This window comes from uncultured Sulfitobacter sp. (genome assembly GCF_947502895.1).
Taxonomy (GTDB): Bacteria; Pseudomonadota; Alphaproteobacteria; order Rhodobacterales; family Rhodobacteraceae; genus Sulfitobacter.
This window is the reverse complement of sequence record NZ_CANNBM010000001.1, coordinates 211,646-229,515: the sequence shown is the minus strand read 5'-3', so window position 1 is coordinate 229,515 and position 17,870 is coordinate 211,646. Positions and strand designations below refer to the sequence as shown.

The window sequence follows — 17,870 nt, the reverse complement described above, 5'->3', positions numbered from 1 at the left end:
GAGGGATCGGATTGATCCTCAAGTCACCTCGACGAGGTTGGATGCGATTCCCTGACGCCTCAAGGACAAGCGCGCAGGCGCGGGCCTTTGGCCTCCTTGACCCGTCATGGAATCACGAGGCGAAAGAGAGATGAATGGAAGCTGATTTTGTAATTGTGGGCGCAGGGAGCGCCGGATGCGCGATGGCTTACCGTCTGGGTGAGGCGGGGGCCTCGGTGCTGGTGATCGAGCATGGCGGTACGGATGCGGGGCCGTTTATCCAGATGCCTGCGGCGCTCAGCTATCCGATGAATATGAAGCGGTACGATTGGGGCTATCTGTCAGAGCCTGAGCCAAATCTGGGTGGGCGGGCATTGGTTTGCCCGCGCGGCAAGGTGATTGGCGGGTCATCCTCGATTAACGGGATGGTTTATGTGCGTGGCCATGCGATGGATTATGACCATTGGCGCGATCAGGGCGCTGAGGGCTGGGGCTATGCGGATGTGTTGCCTTATTTCCGCCGGATGGAGACATGGCACAGTGGCGGGCACGGGGGCGATAGTTATTGGCGCGGCAAGGATGGCCCGCTGCATGTGAGCCGTGGCCCCCGCGAGAACCCTCTGTTCAAAGCCTTTGTCGAGGCGGGCAAGCAGGCGGGCTATGAGGCGACTGATGACTATAACGGCGAAAAGCAGGAAGGCTTTGGACCGATGGAGCAGACGGTCTGGCGCGGGCGGCGTTGGTCGGCGGCCAATGCATATCTGCGTCCTGCGCTGAAGCGCGCCAATGTAGAGCTGACCCGCGCACTGGCACAGCGGGTTGTGATAGAAGGCGGGCGTGCGGTCGGGGTCGAAGTGGTCCGTGGCGGCAAGACCGAAGTGATCCGCGCGCGGCGCGAAGTGATCCTTGCGGCGTCGTCCATCAATTCGCCCAAGCTTTTGATGTTGTCGGGGATCGGGCCTGCGGCGCATCTGGCAGAGCATGGCATTGACGTGATCGCGGACCGCGCAGGTGTGGGAGGTAATCTTCAGGACCATCTTGAGGTTTACATGCAGATGGCGGCGAGCCAGCCGATCACGCTGTACAAGCACTGGAACCTGATCTCGAAAGCGGTGATCGGCGCGCAGTGGTTATTCACCAAAAAAGGTATGGGGGCCTCCAACCAGTTTGAGAGTGCTGCGTTCATCCGCAGCCGTGCAGGCATTCCCTATCCTGATATCCAGTATCATTTCCTGCCCATCGCCGTGCGGTATGACGGTAAGGTCGCGGCAGAGGGACACGGGTTTCAGGCGCATGTGGGGCCGATGCGCTCGAAATCGCGGGGTCGTGTTTCGCTTAGGTCCGCTGATCCTGCGGACAATCCGAAGATTAATTTTAACTATATGTCTCATCCCGAGGATTGGGAGGATTGGCGGCGTTGCATCCGTTTGACGCGTGAGATTTTTGCGCAGGACGCGTTCAAACCTTTCGTCAAACACGAGATTCAGCCCGGCGCCGACGTGCAGACCGATGCCGAGATTGACGCTTTTGTGACCGAGCATGCCGAGAGCGCCTATCACCCGTGCGGGACTTGCAAAATGGGTCGTGCGGATGACCCGGACGCTGTCGTAGATGCCCATGGCCGTGTGATCGGGGTTGAGGGGCTGCGCGTTGCCGACAGTTCGGTTTTTCCGCGGATCACCAACGGCAACCTGAATGGTCCCTCGATTATGGTGGGTGAGAAGATGGCGGATCATGTGTTGGGTAAAGACCCAATGGCGGCATCAAATGATGTGCCTTGGGTGCATCCGGAATGGGAGACGCTACAGCGGTAAAGGTTAACGGCTGAGGGTCAAAATCGACCTGCGTTAACTTTTTGTTAACCTTTCGGATCTTCAGGGATATATTGCGGGGATGAAATCCTCGCACAAGCGGCTGTAATGGCTGCATCCCGATCATATTTCCGCCGCTGGCAAGGCGGGTTGGTCCTCTTTGTGGGCCTTGTCGCGCTGGGCCTGTCGGGCGGCGTCTTGCGCGCCAATCTGAGCGAAGATCAGATCAATGGGCCGATCCGCGTGATTGACGGGGACTCATTTGAAGTGGCAGGTACAAAGATACGGTTGCATGCCATCGATGCGCCCGAGAATGATCAGATGTGTGAGACAGAGCAGGGCACGCAATGGGCCTGTGGTGGGTGGATTACCAAAGTTGTGACCGACCGCTACAGCGGTCAGACCGCCAATTGCACAGCGATTGAGCTGGACAGATACGGCCGTACGGTTGCACGCTGTACCGCCTTGGGCGAGGATGTTGGCGCGTGGTTGGTTCGCGAAGGGCTGGCGTTTGCTTATGTGAAATACGGGCGTGACTATGCCGCGATTGAGCGCGCTGCCGCAAAGGTGGATCGCGGACTGCATGCCGTGCGCCTGCAATCGCCAGAGCAGCACCGCAGAACCCGTGGCAAGGGGCGTATTCCCCCCGATTACGAATGCAGGATCAAAGGGAATATCAGCACCAAGGGAGAGCGGATTTTCCATCAACCGGGTCAGCGGTTCTATGAAGGAACGGGCATTAACGAGGCGCGGGGCGAGCGGTGGTTTTGTTCGGCTGCGGCCGCTCGGGCGGCGGGCTGGCGTGCGTCCAAGCGTTAATCGACGCGGTAGGGCAGAATATCACGGCGGTCGGGGTCGACGACGAGGTTCCGTTCCAGTGGGGGAACCGCCCGCTGATGGCAATTTTTGCGCGCGCAGATCCGGCATGAAATCCCGATAGGTTCAAATGCGCTGTCGCGGCTCAGGTCGAGACCGTCGGCATAGACCAGTTGCGATGCATGGCGCACTTCGCAACCCAGTGCGATGGCAAAACGGCGGGTTGGTGCGCCAAAGCGGCCTGCTGATTTGGATATGTCGCGGGCAATCGAGATGTAGCGCACGCCGTCCGGTGTCTCGGCCAGTTGGCGCAGGAACTGGCCTGGTGTCTCGAACGCGCGGTGCACGTTCCAAAGCGGACAAGCTCCGCCGAAACGGGCAAACTGCAGCCGAGTGGCAGAGTGACGTTTGGTGATCGTTCCGGCCTGATCGACCCTTACAAAGAAAAATGGCAAGCCTTTGGCACCCGGACGCTGAAGGGTGGAAAGGCGGTGCGTGACCTGCTCGATCGACGCGCCAAAATGCTGGGCGAGAACTTCAAGATCGTGGCGGCAAGCCTGCGCGCGCGCCTGAAACGCGCCGTAGGGCAGCAGCGCCGCCCCTGCAAAATAGTTCGCAAGGCCGATTTTGGCGATATCGCGGGCCGCTTCGGAGCTGAAGCGGGCCAAATCCAGTGTGGCTTCGAGCAAGGAGTTTTGCTGGCGCAGCGCGACTTGCAACAACAGCTGGAATGTTTGTGTTTCGGGTTGGGCGCGCGACGAGATATGCAGGACAGCAGGATCGCTCTCTAGCAACCGAAGGGCGTCCATATCAGTAAATTCAACGTTGATGCCTGCATTGGCCAGCGCATCAATGGCAAGGCTACGTATCTGCTGGGGTGCGCTTGCACGGCTGGCGAAATGTTCAGCGGCGCGGTCAACTGCGTCGATATAGTTGTCGCAGTAGTGAAAGAAATCGCGGACCTCTTCCCAAGGGCTGGGGGTGGCGCGCGCATCTTCGCGGCCCAATGCTTCATCCAGTGATGCAAGCCGCTCCTGCGCCTGACGGTAGCTCTGATGCAGCGCAATGAAGGCACGGGCCAGAACGGGCGCATTAGACGCCGTGAGCCTTACGTCAGCTATGGGGGGTATATCACCGGCAAAGACCGGATCGGCGAGGATCTCTTGCATGTCACTCGCCAGCCGCTCGCTGTCGCCCGAGCTGAGTTCTGTCACGTCCATCCCGAATTCGGACGCCAGTGCAAGAACAACCGTTGTAGAGACAGGGCGGTTGTTGTTTTCCATTTGGTTCAGATAGGGCAGGGAAACACCTAATCTTGCCGCAAAGTCCTTTTGGGTATGGCCAATGCGCAACCGCTGCTCGCGCAGTTTTGCCCCTGCATAGAGTTTCTGGGTAGCCATTGAGAATGTCCTTTGCAAACTTCGCTAAGTGCAATGTTAACTTTGCAAAGCGTGGCTCACAAGGGCGCTTACGCGCGGCGGGCCAGCACCCGTTCGCGGCGCATGACCAGCAGAATTGCGAAAAGACCGAAGATTGCGGTGATAAGCATCATCCATAGCAGCGGGTATGCCCCTGTTTCGGGTGTCAGCAGCATCCCGATCCATGCACTAAGTCCGGCACCGCCGCCAATCATAATCGCCCCGCCAAGACCAGATGCCGTTCCCGCCAGATGGGGCCGTACCGAGAGCATCCCCGCGGTGGCATTCGGAATACACAGGCCATTACCTAGCCCAACCAATGTCATCATGCCGAAAAAGCTGAGCGGGCTGCCATAGCCTGCAAGGAAAATCGCAACCGAGATCGTCCCGCCCGTCACATTTGCGATACAGCCCCACAAGATCATTTGGTTCACGCCATAGCGCGTGGCATAGCGGCCCGTGATGAAATTGCCGAGGAAATAGCCCACTGCTGGTGCGCCAAAGAAAAATCCCAGCGTAGCAGGTGACATGCCGAAAACCTCCTGGCCCACGAATGGCGCGCCGCCGAGGTAGGCGAAAAACGCACCTGAACTGAAGCCTGATGCAGCGGCATATCCCCAAAAGCGTGGGCTGCGCAGCAGCTCGGGATATTCGCCAAATTGCGCAGTGAGCGATTTGTCAGACCGTCGTGCCGTTTCGCCCATGTCAGTAAGGGCGAGCAGCCAGACCAGACCGCTCATGACCAGCAGCGCCCAAAAAACCGCCTGCCAGCCGAACCATTCGTCCAGCACGCCGCCGAACGCGGGGCTGATCATCGGCACCACGGCCATGCCCATGGTAACATAACCGATCATAGAGGCCGCCTGATCCTGGCTGTACATATCGCGCACCGCCGCACGGCTGAGCACCATCGACGTAGCGATTGCGGCTTGCATCATGCGGAAGGTTAAAAACACCTCGACGGTGGGGGCAAATATGCAACCCACAGTGGCAATCATAAAAATGAACAAACCCCAAAGCGTGATAGGGCGGCGGCCGTATTTGTCTGACAGCGGGCCGATAAAAACCTGCAAAACGCCTGAAAACCCTAAATAAACTGCAACCGACAGCTGCATCACCGCATAATCGGCTTCAAAGTGGGCGGCCATGGCGGGCAGGCTGGGCAGGAACATGTTCATCGCGCAGGCGGACATGCCAGCCAGCAGGATCAGTGTCACGATATGGGGCGGCGATCTTCGGTCGCCCAACTGAACAGGACGCAGATCTTCTCGTATACCTTGCATTATGAAACAGGTAGTCTGCCCTGAAGCGCTTGTCCAGTTTTGTCAGCAAGGCTGTCCCATTCAGCGGCTTCGCAGGGGCGGATTAGCTAATTCGCAATTTGCAAATGACGTGCTGAAAATTATTTGCAAATTTGCTAAATCATCCTTTGTCTCGGCTCCCCACTCCGCTAGGTAGGTCGGCAAGCAATCCGATGGGAGGATCCGTCCATGAAAGATATCTTGCAACAGCTTGACGACCGACGCGATGATGCGCGTCTTGGTGGCGGGCAAAAACGTATTGATGCGCAGCACGGGCGCGGCAAACTCACCGCGCGTGAGCGTGTGCACTTGCTGCTCGATGAAGGCTCTTTTGAAGAGTTTGATATGTTCGTCACGCACCGTTGCACCGATTTCGGGATGGAAAATCAAAAACCGGCGGGTGACGGCGTTGTCACGGGCTGGGGTACGATTAACGGGCGTCTCGTCTATGTTTTTGCACAGGACTTTACCGTACTGGGTGGCTCCGTTTCAGCCACACACGCCAAGAAGATTTGCAAGATCATGGATATGGCTGTGCAAAACGGCGCGCCGATTATCGGCATCAACGATTCTGGCGGCGCACGTATTCAGGAAGGTGTCGACAGCCTTGCTGGTTACGGCGATGTGTTCCAGCGCAACATCGAGGCATCAGGTGTCGTGCCACAGATCAGTGTCATCATGGGGCCATGTGCCGGTGGTGCTGTGTACTCTCCTGCGATGACCGATTTCATCTTTATGGTCAAAGACAGCTCTTACATGTTTGTGACTGGCCCTGACGTGGTCAAGACGGTCACGAATGAACAGGTCACTGCCGAAGAATTGGGCGGTGCCACCACCCACACACGCAAATCCTCCGTCGCGGATGCAGCGTTCGAAAACGATGTGGAGGCGCTGGCCGAGGTCCGCCGTCTGGTCGATTTCCTGCCAGCTAACAACCGCGAAAAACCACCGGTGCGCCCGTTCTTTGACGAGCCGGACCGCATCGAGTCATCGCTTGATACTTTGGTGCCGGAAAACGCCAATACCCCTTACGACATGAAGGAACTGATCCTCAAGCTGGCGGATGAGGGCGATTTTTACGAGATTCAGGAAGAGTTTGCCAAGAACATCATCACCGGTTTTATCCGCATAGAAGGCCGGACCGTGGGCGTGGTTGCGAACCAGCCGATGGTTCTTGCGGGCGTTCTGGACATCGACAGCGCCCGCAAGGCTGCGCGTTTTGTCCGCTTTTGCGATGCGTTTGAAATTCCGATCCTTACCCTGGTTGACGTGCCGGGCTTTTTGCCAGGTGTGTCACAGGAATATGGCGGCGTAATCAAACACGGGGCCAAGCTGCTTTATGCATATGGCGAGGCGACTGTACCTATGGTCACCGTGATTACGCGCAAGGCCTACGGCGGTGCGTATGTTGTTATGGCGTCCAAGCACCTCAAGGCCGATTTTAACTATGCATGGCCCACGTCCGAAATTGCGGTCATGGGCGCGAAAGGTGCGACCGAGATCATTCACCGTGCCGATCTGAACGATCCCGAAAAGATCGCCCAGCATGCTGCCAACTATGAAGAGCGGTTTGCGAACCCCTTTGTTGCAGCCGAGCGGGGGTTCATCGACGAGGTAATCCAGCCGCGCAGCACCCGCAAACGCATCGCCCGCGCTTTTGCCAGCCTGCGGAATAAAAAGACCCACAAGCCGTGGAAGAAGCACGACAACATTCCCCTGTAGGTGCGGAATGAGCGTTTGGTCCACATCAGGGTTTACCATCAGCCACGCCGATAGCGGCGTGTTTGAAGGCGCTGGCCTGCGTCCGTTCTTCGAGTATCGCCAGCTTGGCGTCTCGGAGGCGACAGCTGGTAAATTCGGTGCGCATGTCATCCGCGCCGTACCAGGAATGGAAAGCCCCGGCACGTGGCACACCCATGATCTGGATTTCCAGATGGTCTATGTGACCCAAGGCTGGGTGGTGTTCGAGTATGAGGGGGAGGGTGAGCATGTTCTGCGCGCAGGCTCTTGCGTTCTCCAGCCTTCGGGCATCCGTCACCGCGAAGTGCGCCATTCCGACGATATGGAGCTGGTTGAAATCGTCTCGCCCGCTGCGTTCGATACCCAACCGGCCGAAGCGCCATGAGGCTGGCTACTTCCCTTGCACTGTTTGCGATGCCATTGGCCGCGGCTGAGGTCCCCTCGGGCCAAGACGTCACGTTGCACGAGGTATTGGTCGATGCGCAAGAGACGACTACCTATCTGCGCTTTCGGTTTTTGACACCACAGATTGCGGCGGGGGCCGCGCAGGTGCCCTACGAGGTCGCGGGGCAGGATATGGCGCATCTTTGCGAGGCACTGGCGCTGCCTTACATGGCGGAATATGCGCTGCAGGGGGACAAGATTGTGATCTCTTTTATGGATCGGATTACTGAATTTGGTCAGCCTGACCCTGATGCGGTGCAGTATTTCGAGTCGTTTCGTCCTGAAAACGGTATCTGTATGTGGGATGAATTTTGATGCATACACAATATCTTGCGGCTCACCCCTCATGTGAACAACTTTTTGCGGCTAATGCGTCACAGAATTTGTCCACAGATTTATCCACATATCCACATCGCCCGAGCTTGGGTAAGATGCCCATGGGCGGCACATCCGTGCTGCCTGCATCTATTGCGGGAAAAATGGCAGGTTTCACAAAACCGTCCCGTACAACAAGTGACAGGAGATACAGATGTCGAAGAGCATCAAACTTTTGGCAACATTCGGCCTTTTGGTCGCCGTTGCTGCCTGTGCGCGCGAGCAGCAGGTCGAAGAATTTGTCGTGGTTGATCCAGAGCCGATCAGCCAAGAGCCCGTTTACACAGGCAAGTACAAGTAATTCACATACAGGGTGGGCGTCCGCGCCCGCCCTGACCCAACCTAAGCCCTTAACCGCGGAGGGCGCTGCATGGCACTAGCCTATATGCTGAAACATCGCGGGTTCCCCGGCCGACTGCCCGGAACCGATTTCCAATTTACCCTACGCCGCGCCAACCCCAAAGGGGCTACGCCGTTGGCTGCGCGCGAACGCCGCTCGGACCGCCGTGCGCCGGACCGCCGTGCGGATGAGGCATTTTTCAAAGCTTTATGGGAAAATTTCGGCACAGAACCGTTCGAGCGGGGCAATCTGGATGCGGGGCGCCTGTCCTGGTTCTTTGGCCGTGAGGTGATCCCTGCGACCGATCCGTTTGACCCTGCCGACTATGAGGCGATGCTGGTTATTGATCTCCGCGCGGCCCGTGCTGCATTTCCTGACATTATAGGCGAGTGATCGGCATGATGTTGCGCAGCTTGCCCCAAATTCAGCGAACCTTGGCCGATATCGGCCTGTGTGCAAAGCGGTGCTTTGCGGCGGCGTCTTTCACTGCCACGGTAAACATGACGGTGCGCTGGGTTCATGAGCTTGCGCGTATCTCGTCTCAAAACCACACCCCTTCCTTTGACGGGCAGCAGGCAAGTCCCTCCGCCGCGCTGCCCGTCCTTTTTGAGCGCTGTGCGGTGCCTGCGATGAGACGGGACCACGCTTGTCCATGTCGCGTCTGTGCACCGGACCAAAATCAAAAAGGAAAACGGGCATGGGGCCATTCAAGATTATTCTCACAATCGCCGTTGTCGGCAGCATTGCCGCCTGTGGCGATACAATCCCCGAGCAAGCGGCCGTTGGCGCGGCTGTCGGGGCAGGGGCGGCTGTTGTCACCAGCGGCGCCGTCCTGCAATCGGCGGCCATCGGCGCGGGTGCCACAGTGCTCGCCTGTCAGAGCAAACTGGTCGACTGTAACTAATATTCGCTTCGGGTGCGTTGCACCCGCTGTTTCAATGCAATCCCCCGCTGGCCGCATCGCCAGCGGGGTGTTTTGCGTTCCACACCACTCTTTCACAATACAAAAGGGCCTAGCACATGTTTAACAAGATCCTGATCGCCAACAGGGGCGAGATTGCCTGCCGTGTCATCAAGACCGCGCGCAAAATGGGCATATCTACTGTTGCGATCTATTCTGACGCAGACAAGCAGGCGCTGCATGTGCAAATGGCAGATGAGGCGATCCACATTGGCCCGCCTCCAGCGAACCAGTCCTACATCGTGATCGACAAGGTGATGGAGGCGGTCAAAGCCTCTGGCGCGCAAGCGGTGCATCCGGGTTATGGCTTTTTGTCCGAGAACTCCAAATTCGCCGAGGCGCTAGATGCTGCCGGCGTGGCGTTTGTCGGCCCCCCTGTTGGTGCGATTGAAAAGATGGGGGATAAAATCACCTCCAAGAAGATCGCCAAAGAGGCGGGCGTTAGCACAGTGCCGGGCTATATGGGCCTGATCGCCGATGCGGATGAGGCGGTGAAGATTTCGAATGAGGTTGGCTATCCGGTCATGCTCAAAGCCTCTGCCGGCGGCGGCGGTAAGGGCATGCGTATCGCGTGGAACGATGAAGAAGCGCGCGAGGGTTTCCAAAGCTCCAAGAACGAGGCAGCCAATTCGTTTGGCGACGACCGTATTTTCATCGAGAAATTCGTGACCCAGCCGCGCCACATCGAAATTCAGGTGCTCTGTGATGCACATGGCAACGGAATTTACCTGAACGAGCGGGAATGTTCGATCCAGCGCCGTAACCAGAAAGTTGTCGAAGAAGCGCCCAGCCCGTTTCTGGACGAAGCCACGCGTAAAGCGATGGGTGAACAGTCAGTCGCACTGGCGCAGGCTGTGGGATACACCAGCGCAGGTACGGTCGAGTTCATTGTGGACGGCGACAAAAACTTTTACTTCCTTGAGATGAACACGCGCCTTCAGGTGGAACACCCTGTAACCGAGCTGATCACGGGTGTTGATCTGGTCGAGCAGATGATCCGTGTCGCCAATGGTGAGCCGCTGAGCATCAAGCAGGAAGATGTACAGATCAATGGTTGGGCCATCGAGAACCGTTTGTATGCAGAAGACCCTTATCGCGGCTTTCTACCTTCGATCGGCCGTCTGACGCGGTACCGTCCGCCATCCGAAATTGCGGCGGGTCCGCTGCTGGACAATGGCAAATGGCAGGATGATGCCCCCGCAGGCGAGACTGCTGTGCGCAATGATACCGGCGTCTATGAAGGCGGCGAGATCAGCATGTATTACGATCCGATGATTGCGAAACTGTGTACATGGGCCCCAACACGCGGCGAAGCGATTGAGCGGATGCGCGTGGCTTTGGACAGCTTCGAGGTTGAAGGCATTGGTCATAACCTGCCGTTCCTGAGTGCTGTTATGGATCACTCGATCTTTGTTGCGGGCGAGATGACGACAGCCTTTATTGAAGAGCAGTATCCCGATGGTTTTGAAGGGGTTGAGCTGCCCGAAAGCGAATTGCGCCGTATTGCAGCTGCGACAGCAGCAATGCACCGTGTGGCCGAAATTCGCCGTGCGCGTGTCTCAGGTCGGATGGATAATCACGAACGTAAAGTGGGTACGCATTGGAATGTGACCGTGCAAGACCACAGCTTTGATGTGACGATAGCGGCGGATCAGGCGGGTGCTTCGGTGACGTTTGAAGGCGGCGACACCCTGCGCGTGTCGGGCGATTGGACACCGGGTGATCACCTTGCGACCATGACCGTCTCTGACGCGCCGTTGATCCTGAAGGTCGGGAAAATCTCGGGCGGTTTCCGTATCCGTACCCGTGGTGCCGATCTGAAGGTGCATGTGCGCACGCCGCTACAGGCGGAAATGGCGCGCAAGATGCCTGTGAAGGTGCCACCAGACACGTCCAAGCTGCTGCTGTGCCCGATGCCGGGTCTGGTGGTGAAACTGGATGTGGCCGTGGGCGACGAAGTGCAGGAGGGTCAGGCCCTATGTACAATCGAGGCCATGAAAATGGAGAACATCCTGCGCGCCGAGCGTAAGGGTGTTGTGACACAGATCAACGCAGATGCTGGAGACAGCCTCGCCGTTGATGATGTCATCATGGAATTCGAGTGACCCTCACACCTGACATAACTTTTTCCGTGGGCGGTATCGCCCACGGTATCTACCCTTCGGGCGCTTCTTTCGCATCGCGGATTTCGCGCTGCCGCATCGGCATCTTGTCGATGCTGCGGGTGATTTCGCGCACGCTCCACGGGAAGGGCTTGCGCAGCTTTACCGCGCCGTCCTTTCCCACCAGTGTCAGCATGAACCCACGGGGCCGCATCCGCAACCTGATGTCGCTGCGCCCGTCGGGGTCGGTATCGACGATCACCACTACATCGCGCGTGCTGAGGCCCTCGGCACCTCGTGCAAGCAGTTCTATCTGTTCGATAAACGCAGGATCATCCTCGGAATCGGCAAAGACGATGACGGGGCGTTTTTTCCATTTAAATTCACTCAAATCCGTTTCACTGGCCTGCCTTACCATTACTGGAAGGTCGGGTGAAAACAGGGTTTGTGCCTGTCCGCTACTGGCGGAAACCGCAATAATAACAGCACCTAACAAAGATTTCATATGCTCTCCCTCTGCCTCATATATAGGGGGGATATCCGCGATTGCGAAGGTGGATCGCGCCATTTTTACCATTAAGTCCGCTGCAAGAGGTTTTGCCGCATGAATGCCGCAGTTTCTCTCACAGGGCTGCCGGCGGCGGCCTCTTTGCGAAAAGGCATTGCTCGGCTTATGGATATCATTCTGCACGTGGGGGCCCATCGGACAGGCTCTACCAGTTTTCAGCACTATGCACGGGGCAACCGCGCGCGCCTTGTGGATGACGGCACAGCTCTTTGGGAGCCGCATATGCTGCGCAATGGGTTGTTTGACGGATTGTTTGCGCCGCCGCGTATGCTCAACGGGCGCAACTTGCAACGCCGCGCGATGGGGCGGCTGCGGATGCATGTGGCCCAAGCCAGACGGGCAGGGGCCGAGCGGCTTCTTGTGACCGAGGAAAATATGATCGGCGCGCCGCGTGCGTGCCTGCGTGCCGCATCTCTTTACCCCGCGATGGGCGAGCGTATGGCCCGCCTTGATGCGGCGTTCGAGGGGGGTATCACACGTGTAGTGATGTCGATCCGCGCACAGGATTTGTGGTGGTCTTCCGTCTCCGCATACGGGGTAGGGCGCGGGCATGCCTTGCCCAATGCGGCCCGTATTGCGGCACTGGCCAGCAGCCCGCGCACGTGGCGTGATGTAATCACCGATCTGGCCTGTGCCTTGCCCAACGCACAGATAAAGATATTGCCGTTTGAACAGTTTGCAGGGCAGGTGGATAAGGTTATGGCCCAAGCCACCGGCCGTCCGGCCCCGCATTATCAGGCGGAATGCTGGCTCAACCGCTCACCCGATGTGGGTATGTTGCGCGACAGGCTGGCGGAAAACGGTATGTCGTCCGACGATCTGCCCGACCATTTGGCACAGGGCGAGGGGCGGTGGAACCCCTTCACGCCCGCGCAAGCGGCCAGTCTACGCGAAGACTATGCCGACGATTTGATGTGGCTCACCGCTGGTGCGGATGGGCTTGCGACACTGACAGAGGATCCCTCCCGCAAAAGAGCAGGCTTCAGCCTGCCAGCAGGAGCGTTAACAAAAGGACAGTCCCATGACCAACAAACCAACCCCCGCATCCAAGGACGATTGGCGCAAACTGGCTGAGGGTGAGCTGCGGGGCCGCCCGCTGGATGATCTGACATGGAAAACACTTGAGGGGATCGATGTCGCTCCCCTCTACACGGCCGAAGATCTGGATGGCGTGGACCATCTGGGCGGCATACCCGGCGAGGGGCCGTATACCCGCGGTGTCAAAGCGACGATGTATGCGGGCCGTCCGTGGACGATCCGCCAATATGCGGGTTTCTCCACAGCCGAGGAAAGCAACGCATTTTATCGCCGCGCATTGGCAGCGGGGCAGCAGGGTGTTTCGGTCGCCTTTGATCTGGCAACCCACCGCGGCTATGATAGCGATCACCCGCGCGTCGAGGGTGATGTGGGCAAAGCGGGCGTTGCGATCGACAGCGTCGAGGATATGAAAATCCTCTTTGATGGTATCCCGCTCGACAAAGTTTCCGTCTCGATGACGATGAATGGCGCGGTGATCCCGATCCTCGCCAACTTCATCGTCGCGGGGGAGGAGCAAGGGCACAGTCGCGCCGTGCTGTCTGGAACCATCCAGAACGACATCCTGAAAGAGTTCATGGTGCGCAACACCTATATCTACCCGCCTGAGCCTTCGATGAAGATCATCGCGGATATCATTGAATACACCGCCAACGAGATGCCGAAGTTTAACTCCATTTCGATCTCGGGCTATCACATGCAAGAAGCAGGTGCGAACCTTGTACAAGAGCTAGCCTTCACTCTCGCCGATGGCCGTGAATATGTGCGCACAGCGATTGCCGCCGGCATGGACGTGGATAAATTCGCGCCGCGTCTGAGCTTTTTCTTCTGTATCGGTATGAATTTTTTCATGGAGGCCGCAAAACTGCGTGCAGCACGTTTGTTGTGGAGCCGCATCATGGCCGAGTTTGAGCCGAAGAACCCGAAATCGAGTATGTTGCGCACCCATTGCCAGACCAGTGGCGTGAGCCTGCAAGAGCAAGACCCCTATAACAACGTGATCCGCACGGCCTATGAGGCGATGTCGGCGGTTCTGGGCGGCACCCAATCGCTGCACACCAACGCGCTGGACGAGGCGATTGCCCTGCCCACCGAAAACTCATCCCGCATCGCGCGTAACACCCAGCTGATCCTGCAAGAAGAGACGGGTGTGACGAATGTGGTCGATCCGCTCGCGGGGTCCTATTACGTTGAAAAGCTGACCCACGACATGGCAGAGGCTGCGTGGAAGCTGATTGAGGAAGTCGAGGAAATGGGCGGCATGACCAAGGCTGTGGCCAGCGGTATGCCCAAGCTGCGGATTGAAGAGGCCGCAGCGCAGCGTCAGGCGGGGATCGATCGTGGCACAGACGTGATCGTGGGGGTGAATAAGTATCGCCGCGACAAGGAAGATGCCATCGACATTATGGATGTGGACAACGTCGCCGTGCGCGACAGCCAGATCGCCCGCCTCAAGACCATTCGTGCCACACGTGACGAGGTGGCGTGCAACGCCGCACTGACCGAGATGTCGCGCCGCGCCCGTGAGGGCGGAAACCTGTTGGAAGCTGCCGTAGAGGCCGCCCGCGCCCGTGCCACCGTAGGAGAAATCAGCATGGCCATGGAAGAAGAGTTCGGACGTCACCGCGCAGAGGTAAAGACCCTCGCAGGGGTTTACGGTGCTGCTTATGAGGGCGACGAAGGCTTTGCCGCGATCCAGAAATCGGTTGAGGACTTTGCCGAAGATGAGGGCCGGCGCCCGCGGATGCTGGTTGTAAAGATGGGGCAAGACGGTCACGACCGTGGCGCAAAAGTGATTGCGACAGCCTTTGCTGATATTGGTTTTGATGTGGATGTTGGCCCGCTTTTCCAGACGCCTGCAGAGGCTGCGCAGGACGCGGTGGACAACGACGTGCATGTGATCGGCATCAGCTCTCAGGCGGCTGGCCACAAGACGCTGGCACCACAATTGGTCAAGGCGCTGAAAGAGGCGGGTGCCGAGGATATTCTGGTAATTTGCGGCGGTGTTATCCCACAGCAGGATTATCAGTTTCTCTATGATGCGGGGGTAAAGGCGATCTTTGGTCCTGGAACAAACATCCCCAACGCGGCGCAGGATATTCTGAAACTCATCCGTGCCGCGCGCGCATGATTACATTTGACCATATAGCGGTGGCGGGTGAAACGCTCGCCGCTGCGACTGCGCATGCGGAAGGTGCATTGGGCGTCCCGCTGCAGCAGGGGGGTGAACATGCAGTGTTTCATACCCACAATACGCTGCTGGGTTTGGAAGACGGGATGTACCTCGAGGCAATAGCGATCAATCCTGATGCGCCTGCGCCCACGCGTCCACGGTGGTTTGATTTGGATAATTTCAGCGGGGTGCCGCGCCTGACGAACTGGATTTGCCGCTGTGATGATCTGGATGCCACGCTGGCGGGGTTGCCTGACGGGTTCGGGCAACCTGTTGATTTACAACGCGGTGATTTGCGCTGGCGCATGGCGGTTCCGGCCAGCGGTGTGCTGCCCTACGACAATTGCGCGCCTGCACTTATCCAGTGGATCGGGGATGCTCATCCTGCGCCGCGTATGGCCCAAAAAGGCTGCCGCATCACAACCCTCACGGTGCAGCACCCCAAAGCCTCGGTACTTGGTGCTTTGCTGGCGCCTCTGCTGGTGGACAGGCGTGTCGAGTTCAAGCCTGGTGATGTCCCCCAGCTGACCGCGCATTTCACAACGCCGGAGGGCACTGCCGTTCTATGCTGATCCGCGCGGCGCAACGAGCTGACTTGCAAGTGATCAAAACGCTATGGAACGGGATGATCTCTGACACGGTGGCGACCTTTACCAGCACACTCAAGAGTGACGCAGACCTGTCCGCGCTTCTCGCTGCCCGCGCTGACCGCTTTCTTGTCGCCGAGGATGCCGGTGGGGTAAGGGGCTTTGTCACTTGGGGACCATTTCGCGCAGGTGATGGATATGTTCACACGGCCGAACATAGTAGTATCACCGATACCGCGCGGAAGGGTACGGGGCGCATGCTTATGACAGCATGTCTAGAGACTGCTGCGAGCCAGAACATTCGTACAATGATCGCAGGGATCGGGCATGAGAATGCCGCTGCTGTTGCGTTTCATACGCGATTGGGGTTTGCAATGGCGGGGCGTTTGCCACAGGTAGGGCGCAAGAACGGGCGCTGGCATGATTTGATTTTAATGCACCGGCCCACCGCCAAGCCCTGACAAACCCTACCTGCCGCGTTAGGATACACCCATGTCGATCTGGACCCGCATATCCGAAGCGTTGTCTGCCCTTGCCACGGGAGAGGGACTATCGGCTGTTTTTGATCGTCTGCGCGCAGCGCCTGAACGCTCGGTTGCCTTTACGATTGCGGTGATCGCGTTGGGGGCCAAGATGGCCAAAGCGGATGGACAAGTCACCCGCGACGAGGTGACGGCCTTTCGTGAGGTGTTCCAGATTGGCGATGATGATGCGCAGGGCGCCGCCCGCGTCTTTAACCTTGCCCGCACTGATGTGGCCGGGTTTGATGATTACGCACGGCGGATAAAAGGCATGTTCGGGGATGATACGCCGATTTTGGGCGATCTGATGGAAGGGTTGTTCCATATCGCCATGGCAGATGGCATTTATCATCCGAACGAAAACGCGTTTCTGGAAAAAGTGGCAGAGATTTTTGCATTGCCTGAGGGGCAGTTCGAAACCCTGCGCGCGCGGTTTGTACCCAACTCTTCGCCTTTGCCACACACAGTTTTGGGCATCGCACCGAATGCGACCAAGGAGGAGGCGCGTGCCGCATGGCGCAAGCTGGTGCGGGCCAATCACCCCGATGCGCTGATGGCTCGTGGCCTGCCTGAAGAAGCAGTTCGCATGGCAGAAAAGCGGATGATTGACATCAACCGGGCTTGGGAGACAATCTCGGGCAAGGCTGCCTGATGCGGATTGCCACCTATAATGTGGAGTGGTTTGCAGGGCTGTTCGATGATCGGGACCGTTTGCGCGATGATGACGGATGGTCGGGCCGCTGGAACGTGACGCGCGCGCAACAGATCGCCGCATTGGGCCATGTGTTTCGCGCGATGGATGCAGATGCCATTATGGTGATCGAGGCCCCTGATGCCGGTCGCAAACACAGCGCCGTCGTGGCGTTAGAGAACTTTGCTGCGCGATTTGATCTGCGCGCACGTGCCGCGGTGATGGGGTTCGTCAATGATACCCAACAGGAAATCGCTTTGCTGTTTGATCCTGATGTTATGATGGCCAGTCACGATCCCCAAGGGCAGGAAACCAGCGCAAAGGGCGCGCGGGGGGCGCCGCGATTTGACGGTATTTTACGAATAGATCTGGATATTGACGCCACTGAAGACAAAGTCGTTTTTTCCAAACCGCCCCTAGAGCTGGCAGTGCAGACGCGCAGCGGGTTTGCGTTTCGCATGATCGGCGCGCATTTGAAATCCAAGGCGCCGCATGGCGCGCGTGATGATGCCCACGCAATGCAGATTGCCATTGCCAACCGCCGCAAACAGTTGGCCCAAGCGGTCTGGTTGCGCGGGCGGATTGACACGCATGTGTCCTTGCAGACGCCATTGATGGTGCTGGGAGATCTGAACGATGGTCCTGGTCTGGATGCGTTCGAGGATTTGTTCGGGCGCTCCTCTGTCGAGATTATTCTGGGCAGCGAAGGCGATCATCCGCTGTATGATCCCCATGCAGCGCGGGCTTTGGGCCAGCGGTTAGGCGCAATGCCCACAACGTCACGGTTTTGGATTAGTCAGGAAAAACGCTTTTTGCAGGCCTTGTTGGACTACATCATGGTATGCCCGACGCTGCGCAACAAAAGCCCCGCTTGGCGTATCTGGCACCCGCTGGATGATCCTGCTTGTTGGGGTGATGCTGGCCTGCGCGAAGCACTCGTGACCGCCTCGGACCATTTTCCGGTTACATTGGATATTGACGTCTGAATTTGGCGAAACGGTGAACCGA

At 58.0% G+C, this 17,870-nt stretch carries 18 protein-coding genes; 15 read left to right on the top strand and 3 right to left on the bottom strand.

Annotated elements, in window-relative coordinates:
- The first annotated feature begins 134 nt into the window (after nucleotides 1-134).
- The gene (gene betA, locus Q0903_RS01080; protein WP_299412069.1) at nucleotides 135-1,793 is read left to right on the top strand and encodes a choline dehydrogenase; all 1,659 of its coding nucleotides are present in this window, start codon (nucleotides 135-137) and stop codon (nucleotides 1,791-1,793) included.
- 105 nt (nucleotides 1,794-1,898) lie between these two features.
- Nucleotides 1,899-2,609, top strand: a complete 711-nt coding sequence (locus tag Q0903_RS01075; RefSeq protein WP_299412066.1) for a thermonuclease family protein — start codon at nucleotides 1,899-1,901, stop codon at nucleotides 2,607-2,609.
- Here Q0903_RS01075 and Q0903_RS01070 read toward each other — a convergent pair.
- Both Q0903_RS01070 and Q0903_RS01065 read right to left on the bottom strand, forming a co-directional pair.
- A complete protein-coding gene (locus Q0903_RS01070) occupies nucleotides 2,606-4,006 on the bottom strand; it encodes a helix-turn-helix transcriptional regulator (protein ID WP_299412063.1) in 1,401 nt (466 codons plus the stop codon). The two genes, Q0903_RS01075 and Q0903_RS01070, sit on opposite strands and share 4 nt — an antisense overlap.
- Nucleotides 4,007-4,074: 68 nt before the next feature.
- A complete protein-coding gene (locus Q0903_RS01065) occupies nucleotides 4,075-5,307 on the bottom strand; it encodes a multidrug effflux MFS transporter (RefSeq protein ID WP_299412061.1) in 1,233 nt (410 codons plus the stop codon).
- A 207-nt stretch (nucleotides 5,308-5,514) separates the two neighbouring features.
- Here Q0903_RS01065 and Q0903_RS01060 point away from each other — a divergent pair, with 207 nt between their 5' ends.
- The 7 genes from Q0903_RS01060 (at nucleotide 5,515) to Q0903_RS01030 (ending at nucleotide 11,290) form a co-directional block, all read left to right on the top strand.
- Nucleotides 5,515-7,047: an acyl-CoA carboxylase subunit beta gene (locus tag Q0903_RS01060; protein WP_299412058.1), complete on the top strand. Its 1,533-nt coding sequence runs from the start codon at nucleotides 5,515-5,517 to the stop codon at nucleotides 7,045-7,047.
- A gap of 7 nt (nucleotides 7,048-7,054) precedes the next feature.
- The gene (locus tag Q0903_RS01055; RefSeq protein WP_299024222.1) at nucleotides 7,055-7,450 is read left to right on the top strand and encodes a cupin domain-containing protein; all 396 of its coding nucleotides are present in this window, start codon (nucleotides 7,055-7,057) and stop codon (nucleotides 7,448-7,450) included.
- A complete protein-coding gene (locus Q0903_RS01050; protein ID WP_299412055.1) occupies nucleotides 7,447-7,824 on the top strand; it encodes a DUF6497 family protein in 378 nt (125 codons plus the stop codon). The genes Q0903_RS01055 and Q0903_RS01050 overlap by 4 nt, the downstream gene beginning before the upstream one ends.
- A gap of 214 nt (nucleotides 7,825-8,038) precedes the next feature.
- Nucleotides 8,039-8,185, top strand: a complete 147-nt coding sequence (locus Q0903_RS01045; protein WP_299024218.1) for a hypothetical protein — start codon at nucleotides 8,039-8,041, stop codon at nucleotides 8,183-8,185.
- An 84-nt stretch (nucleotides 8,186-8,269) separates the two neighbouring features.
- Entirely contained in the window at nucleotides 8,270-8,617 is a 348-nt protein-coding gene (locus Q0903_RS01040) for a hypothetical protein (RefSeq protein ID WP_299414444.1), read from the top strand.
- Nucleotides 8,618-8,921: 304 nt separating this feature from the next.
- Nucleotides 8,922-9,128: a hypothetical protein gene (locus tag Q0903_RS01035; RefSeq protein ID WP_299024216.1), complete on the top strand. Its 207-nt coding sequence runs from the start codon at nucleotides 8,922-8,924 to the stop codon at nucleotides 9,126-9,128.
- Between the two features lie 116 nt (nucleotides 9,129-9,244).
- Nucleotides 9,245-11,290, top strand: a complete 2,046-nt coding sequence (locus tag Q0903_RS01030) for an acetyl/propionyl/methylcrotonyl-CoA carboxylase subunit alpha (RefSeq protein ID WP_299412052.1) — start codon at nucleotides 9,245-9,247, stop codon at nucleotides 11,288-11,290.
- Nucleotides 11,291-11,339: 49 nt separating this feature from the next.
- Here Q0903_RS01030 and Q0903_RS01025 read toward each other — a convergent pair whose 3' ends face one another.
- Complete coding sequence (locus Q0903_RS01025; RefSeq protein WP_299412050.1) at nucleotides 11,340-11,792, bottom strand: DUF4174 domain-containing protein; 453 nt, start codon at nucleotides 11,790-11,792, stop codon at nucleotides 11,340-11,342.
- Between the two features lie 99 nt (nucleotides 11,793-11,891).
- Between Q0903_RS01025 and Q0903_RS01020 the strand changes: the two genes are divergently transcribed.
- The 6 genes from Q0903_RS01020 to Q0903_RS00995 are packed head-to-tail and all read left to right on the top strand — an operon-like array spanning nucleotide 11,892 to nucleotide 17,848.
- Nucleotides 11,892-12,929: a hypothetical protein gene (locus Q0903_RS01020; RefSeq protein ID WP_299412047.1), complete on the top strand. Its 1,038-nt coding sequence runs from the start codon at nucleotides 11,892-11,894 to the stop codon at nucleotides 12,927-12,929.
- Nucleotides 12,877-15,021, top strand: a complete 2,145-nt coding sequence (gene scpA / locus Q0903_RS01015; RefSeq protein WP_299412043.1) for a methylmalonyl-CoA mutase — start codon at nucleotides 12,877-12,879, stop codon at nucleotides 15,019-15,021. Before Q0903_RS01020 ends, scpA begins: the two co-directional genes overlap by 53 nt.
- Complete coding sequence (locus Q0903_RS01010) at nucleotides 15,018-15,635, top strand: VOC family protein (RefSeq protein ID WP_299412040.1); 618 nt, start codon at nucleotides 15,018-15,020, stop codon at nucleotides 15,633-15,635. The genes scpA and Q0903_RS01010 overlap by 4 nt, the downstream gene beginning before the upstream one ends.
- A complete protein-coding gene (locus Q0903_RS01005) occupies nucleotides 15,629-16,111 on the top strand; it encodes a GNAT family N-acetyltransferase (RefSeq protein WP_299412039.1) in 483 nt (160 codons plus the stop codon). The genes Q0903_RS01010 and Q0903_RS01005 overlap by 7 nt, the downstream gene beginning before the upstream one ends.
- A 31-nt stretch (nucleotides 16,112-16,142) precedes the next feature.
- Complete coding sequence (locus Q0903_RS01000; protein WP_299024202.1) at nucleotides 16,143-16,823, top strand: molecular chaperone DjiA; 681 nt, start codon at nucleotides 16,143-16,145, stop codon at nucleotides 16,821-16,823.
- A complete protein-coding gene (locus Q0903_RS00995) occupies nucleotides 16,823-17,848 on the top strand; it encodes an endonuclease/exonuclease/phosphatase family protein (protein WP_299412036.1) in 1,026 nt (341 codons plus the stop codon). The genes Q0903_RS01000 and Q0903_RS00995 overlap by 1 nt, the downstream gene beginning before the upstream one ends.
- Nucleotides 17,849-17,870 lie beyond the last annotated feature (22 nt).

Excerpts from the sequence above, each read along its gene's own strand:
- Q0903_RS01050 (WP_299412055.1), top strand. The coding sequence starts at position 7,447 with ATGAGGCTGGCTACTTCCCTTGCACTGTTTGCGATGCCATTGGCCGCG.
- Q0903_RS01025 (WP_299412050.1), bottom strand. The coding sequence starts at position 11,792 with ATGAAATCTTTGTTAGGTGCTGTTATTATTGCGGTTTCCGCCAGTAGC.
- scpA (WP_299412043.1), top strand. The coding sequence starts at position 12,877 with ATGACCAACAAACCAACCCCCGCATCCAAGGACGATTGGCGCAAACTG.
- Q0903_RS01040 (WP_299414444.1), top strand. The coding sequence starts at position 8,270 with ATGCTGAAACATCGCGGGTTCCCCGGCCGACTGCCCGGAACCGATTTC.
- Q0903_RS01045 (WP_299024218.1), top strand. The coding sequence starts at position 8,039 with ATGTCGAAGAGCATCAAACTTTTGGCAACATTCGGCCTTTTGGTCGCC.
- betA (WP_299412069.1), top strand. The coding sequence starts at position 135 with ATGGAAGCTGATTTTGTAATTGTGGGCGCAGGGAGCGCCGGATGCGCG.
- Q0903_RS01060 (WP_299412058.1), top strand. The coding sequence starts at position 5,515 with ATGAAAGATATCTTGCAACAGCTTGACGACCGACGCGATGATGCGCGT.
- Q0903_RS01055 (WP_299024222.1), top strand. The coding sequence starts at position 7,055 with ATGAGCGTTTGGTCCACATCAGGGTTTACCATCAGCCACGCCGATAGC.
- Q0903_RS00995 (WP_299412036.1), top strand. The coding sequence starts at position 16,823 with ATGCGGATTGCCACCTATAATGTGGAGTGGTTTGCAGGGCTGTTCGAT.
- Q0903_RS01020 (WP_299412047.1), top strand. The coding sequence starts at position 11,892 with ATGAATGCCGCAGTTTCTCTCACAGGGCTGCCGGCGGCGGCCTCTTTG.
- Q0903_RS01030 (WP_299412052.1), top strand. The coding sequence starts at position 9,245 with ATGTTTAACAAGATCCTGATCGCCAACAGGGGCGAGATTGCCTGCCGT.
- Q0903_RS01000 (WP_299024202.1), top strand. The coding sequence starts at position 16,143 with ATGTCGATCTGGACCCGCATATCCGAAGCGTTGTCTGCCCTTGCCACG.
- Q0903_RS01065 (WP_299412061.1), bottom strand. The coding sequence starts at position 5,307 with ATGCAAGGTATACGAGAAGATCTGCGTCCTGTTCAGTTGGGCGACCGA.
- Q0903_RS01070 (WP_299412063.1), bottom strand. The coding sequence starts at position 4,006 with ATGGCTACCCAGAAACTCTATGCAGGGGCAAAACTGCGCGAGCAGCGG.
- Q0903_RS01075 (WP_299412066.1), top strand. The coding sequence starts at position 1,899 with ATGGCTGCATCCCGATCATATTTCCGCCGCTGGCAAGGCGGGTTGGTC.
- Q0903_RS01005 (WP_299412039.1), top strand. The coding sequence starts at position 15,629 with ATGCTGATCCGCGCGGCGCAACGAGCTGACTTGCAAGTGATCAAAACG.
- Q0903_RS01010 (WP_299412040.1), top strand. The coding sequence starts at position 15,018 with ATGATTACATTTGACCATATAGCGGTGGCGGGTGAAACGCTCGCCGCT.
- Q0903_RS01035 (WP_299024216.1), top strand. The coding sequence starts at position 8,922 with ATGGGGCCATTCAAGATTATTCTCACAATCGCCGTTGTCGGCAGCATT.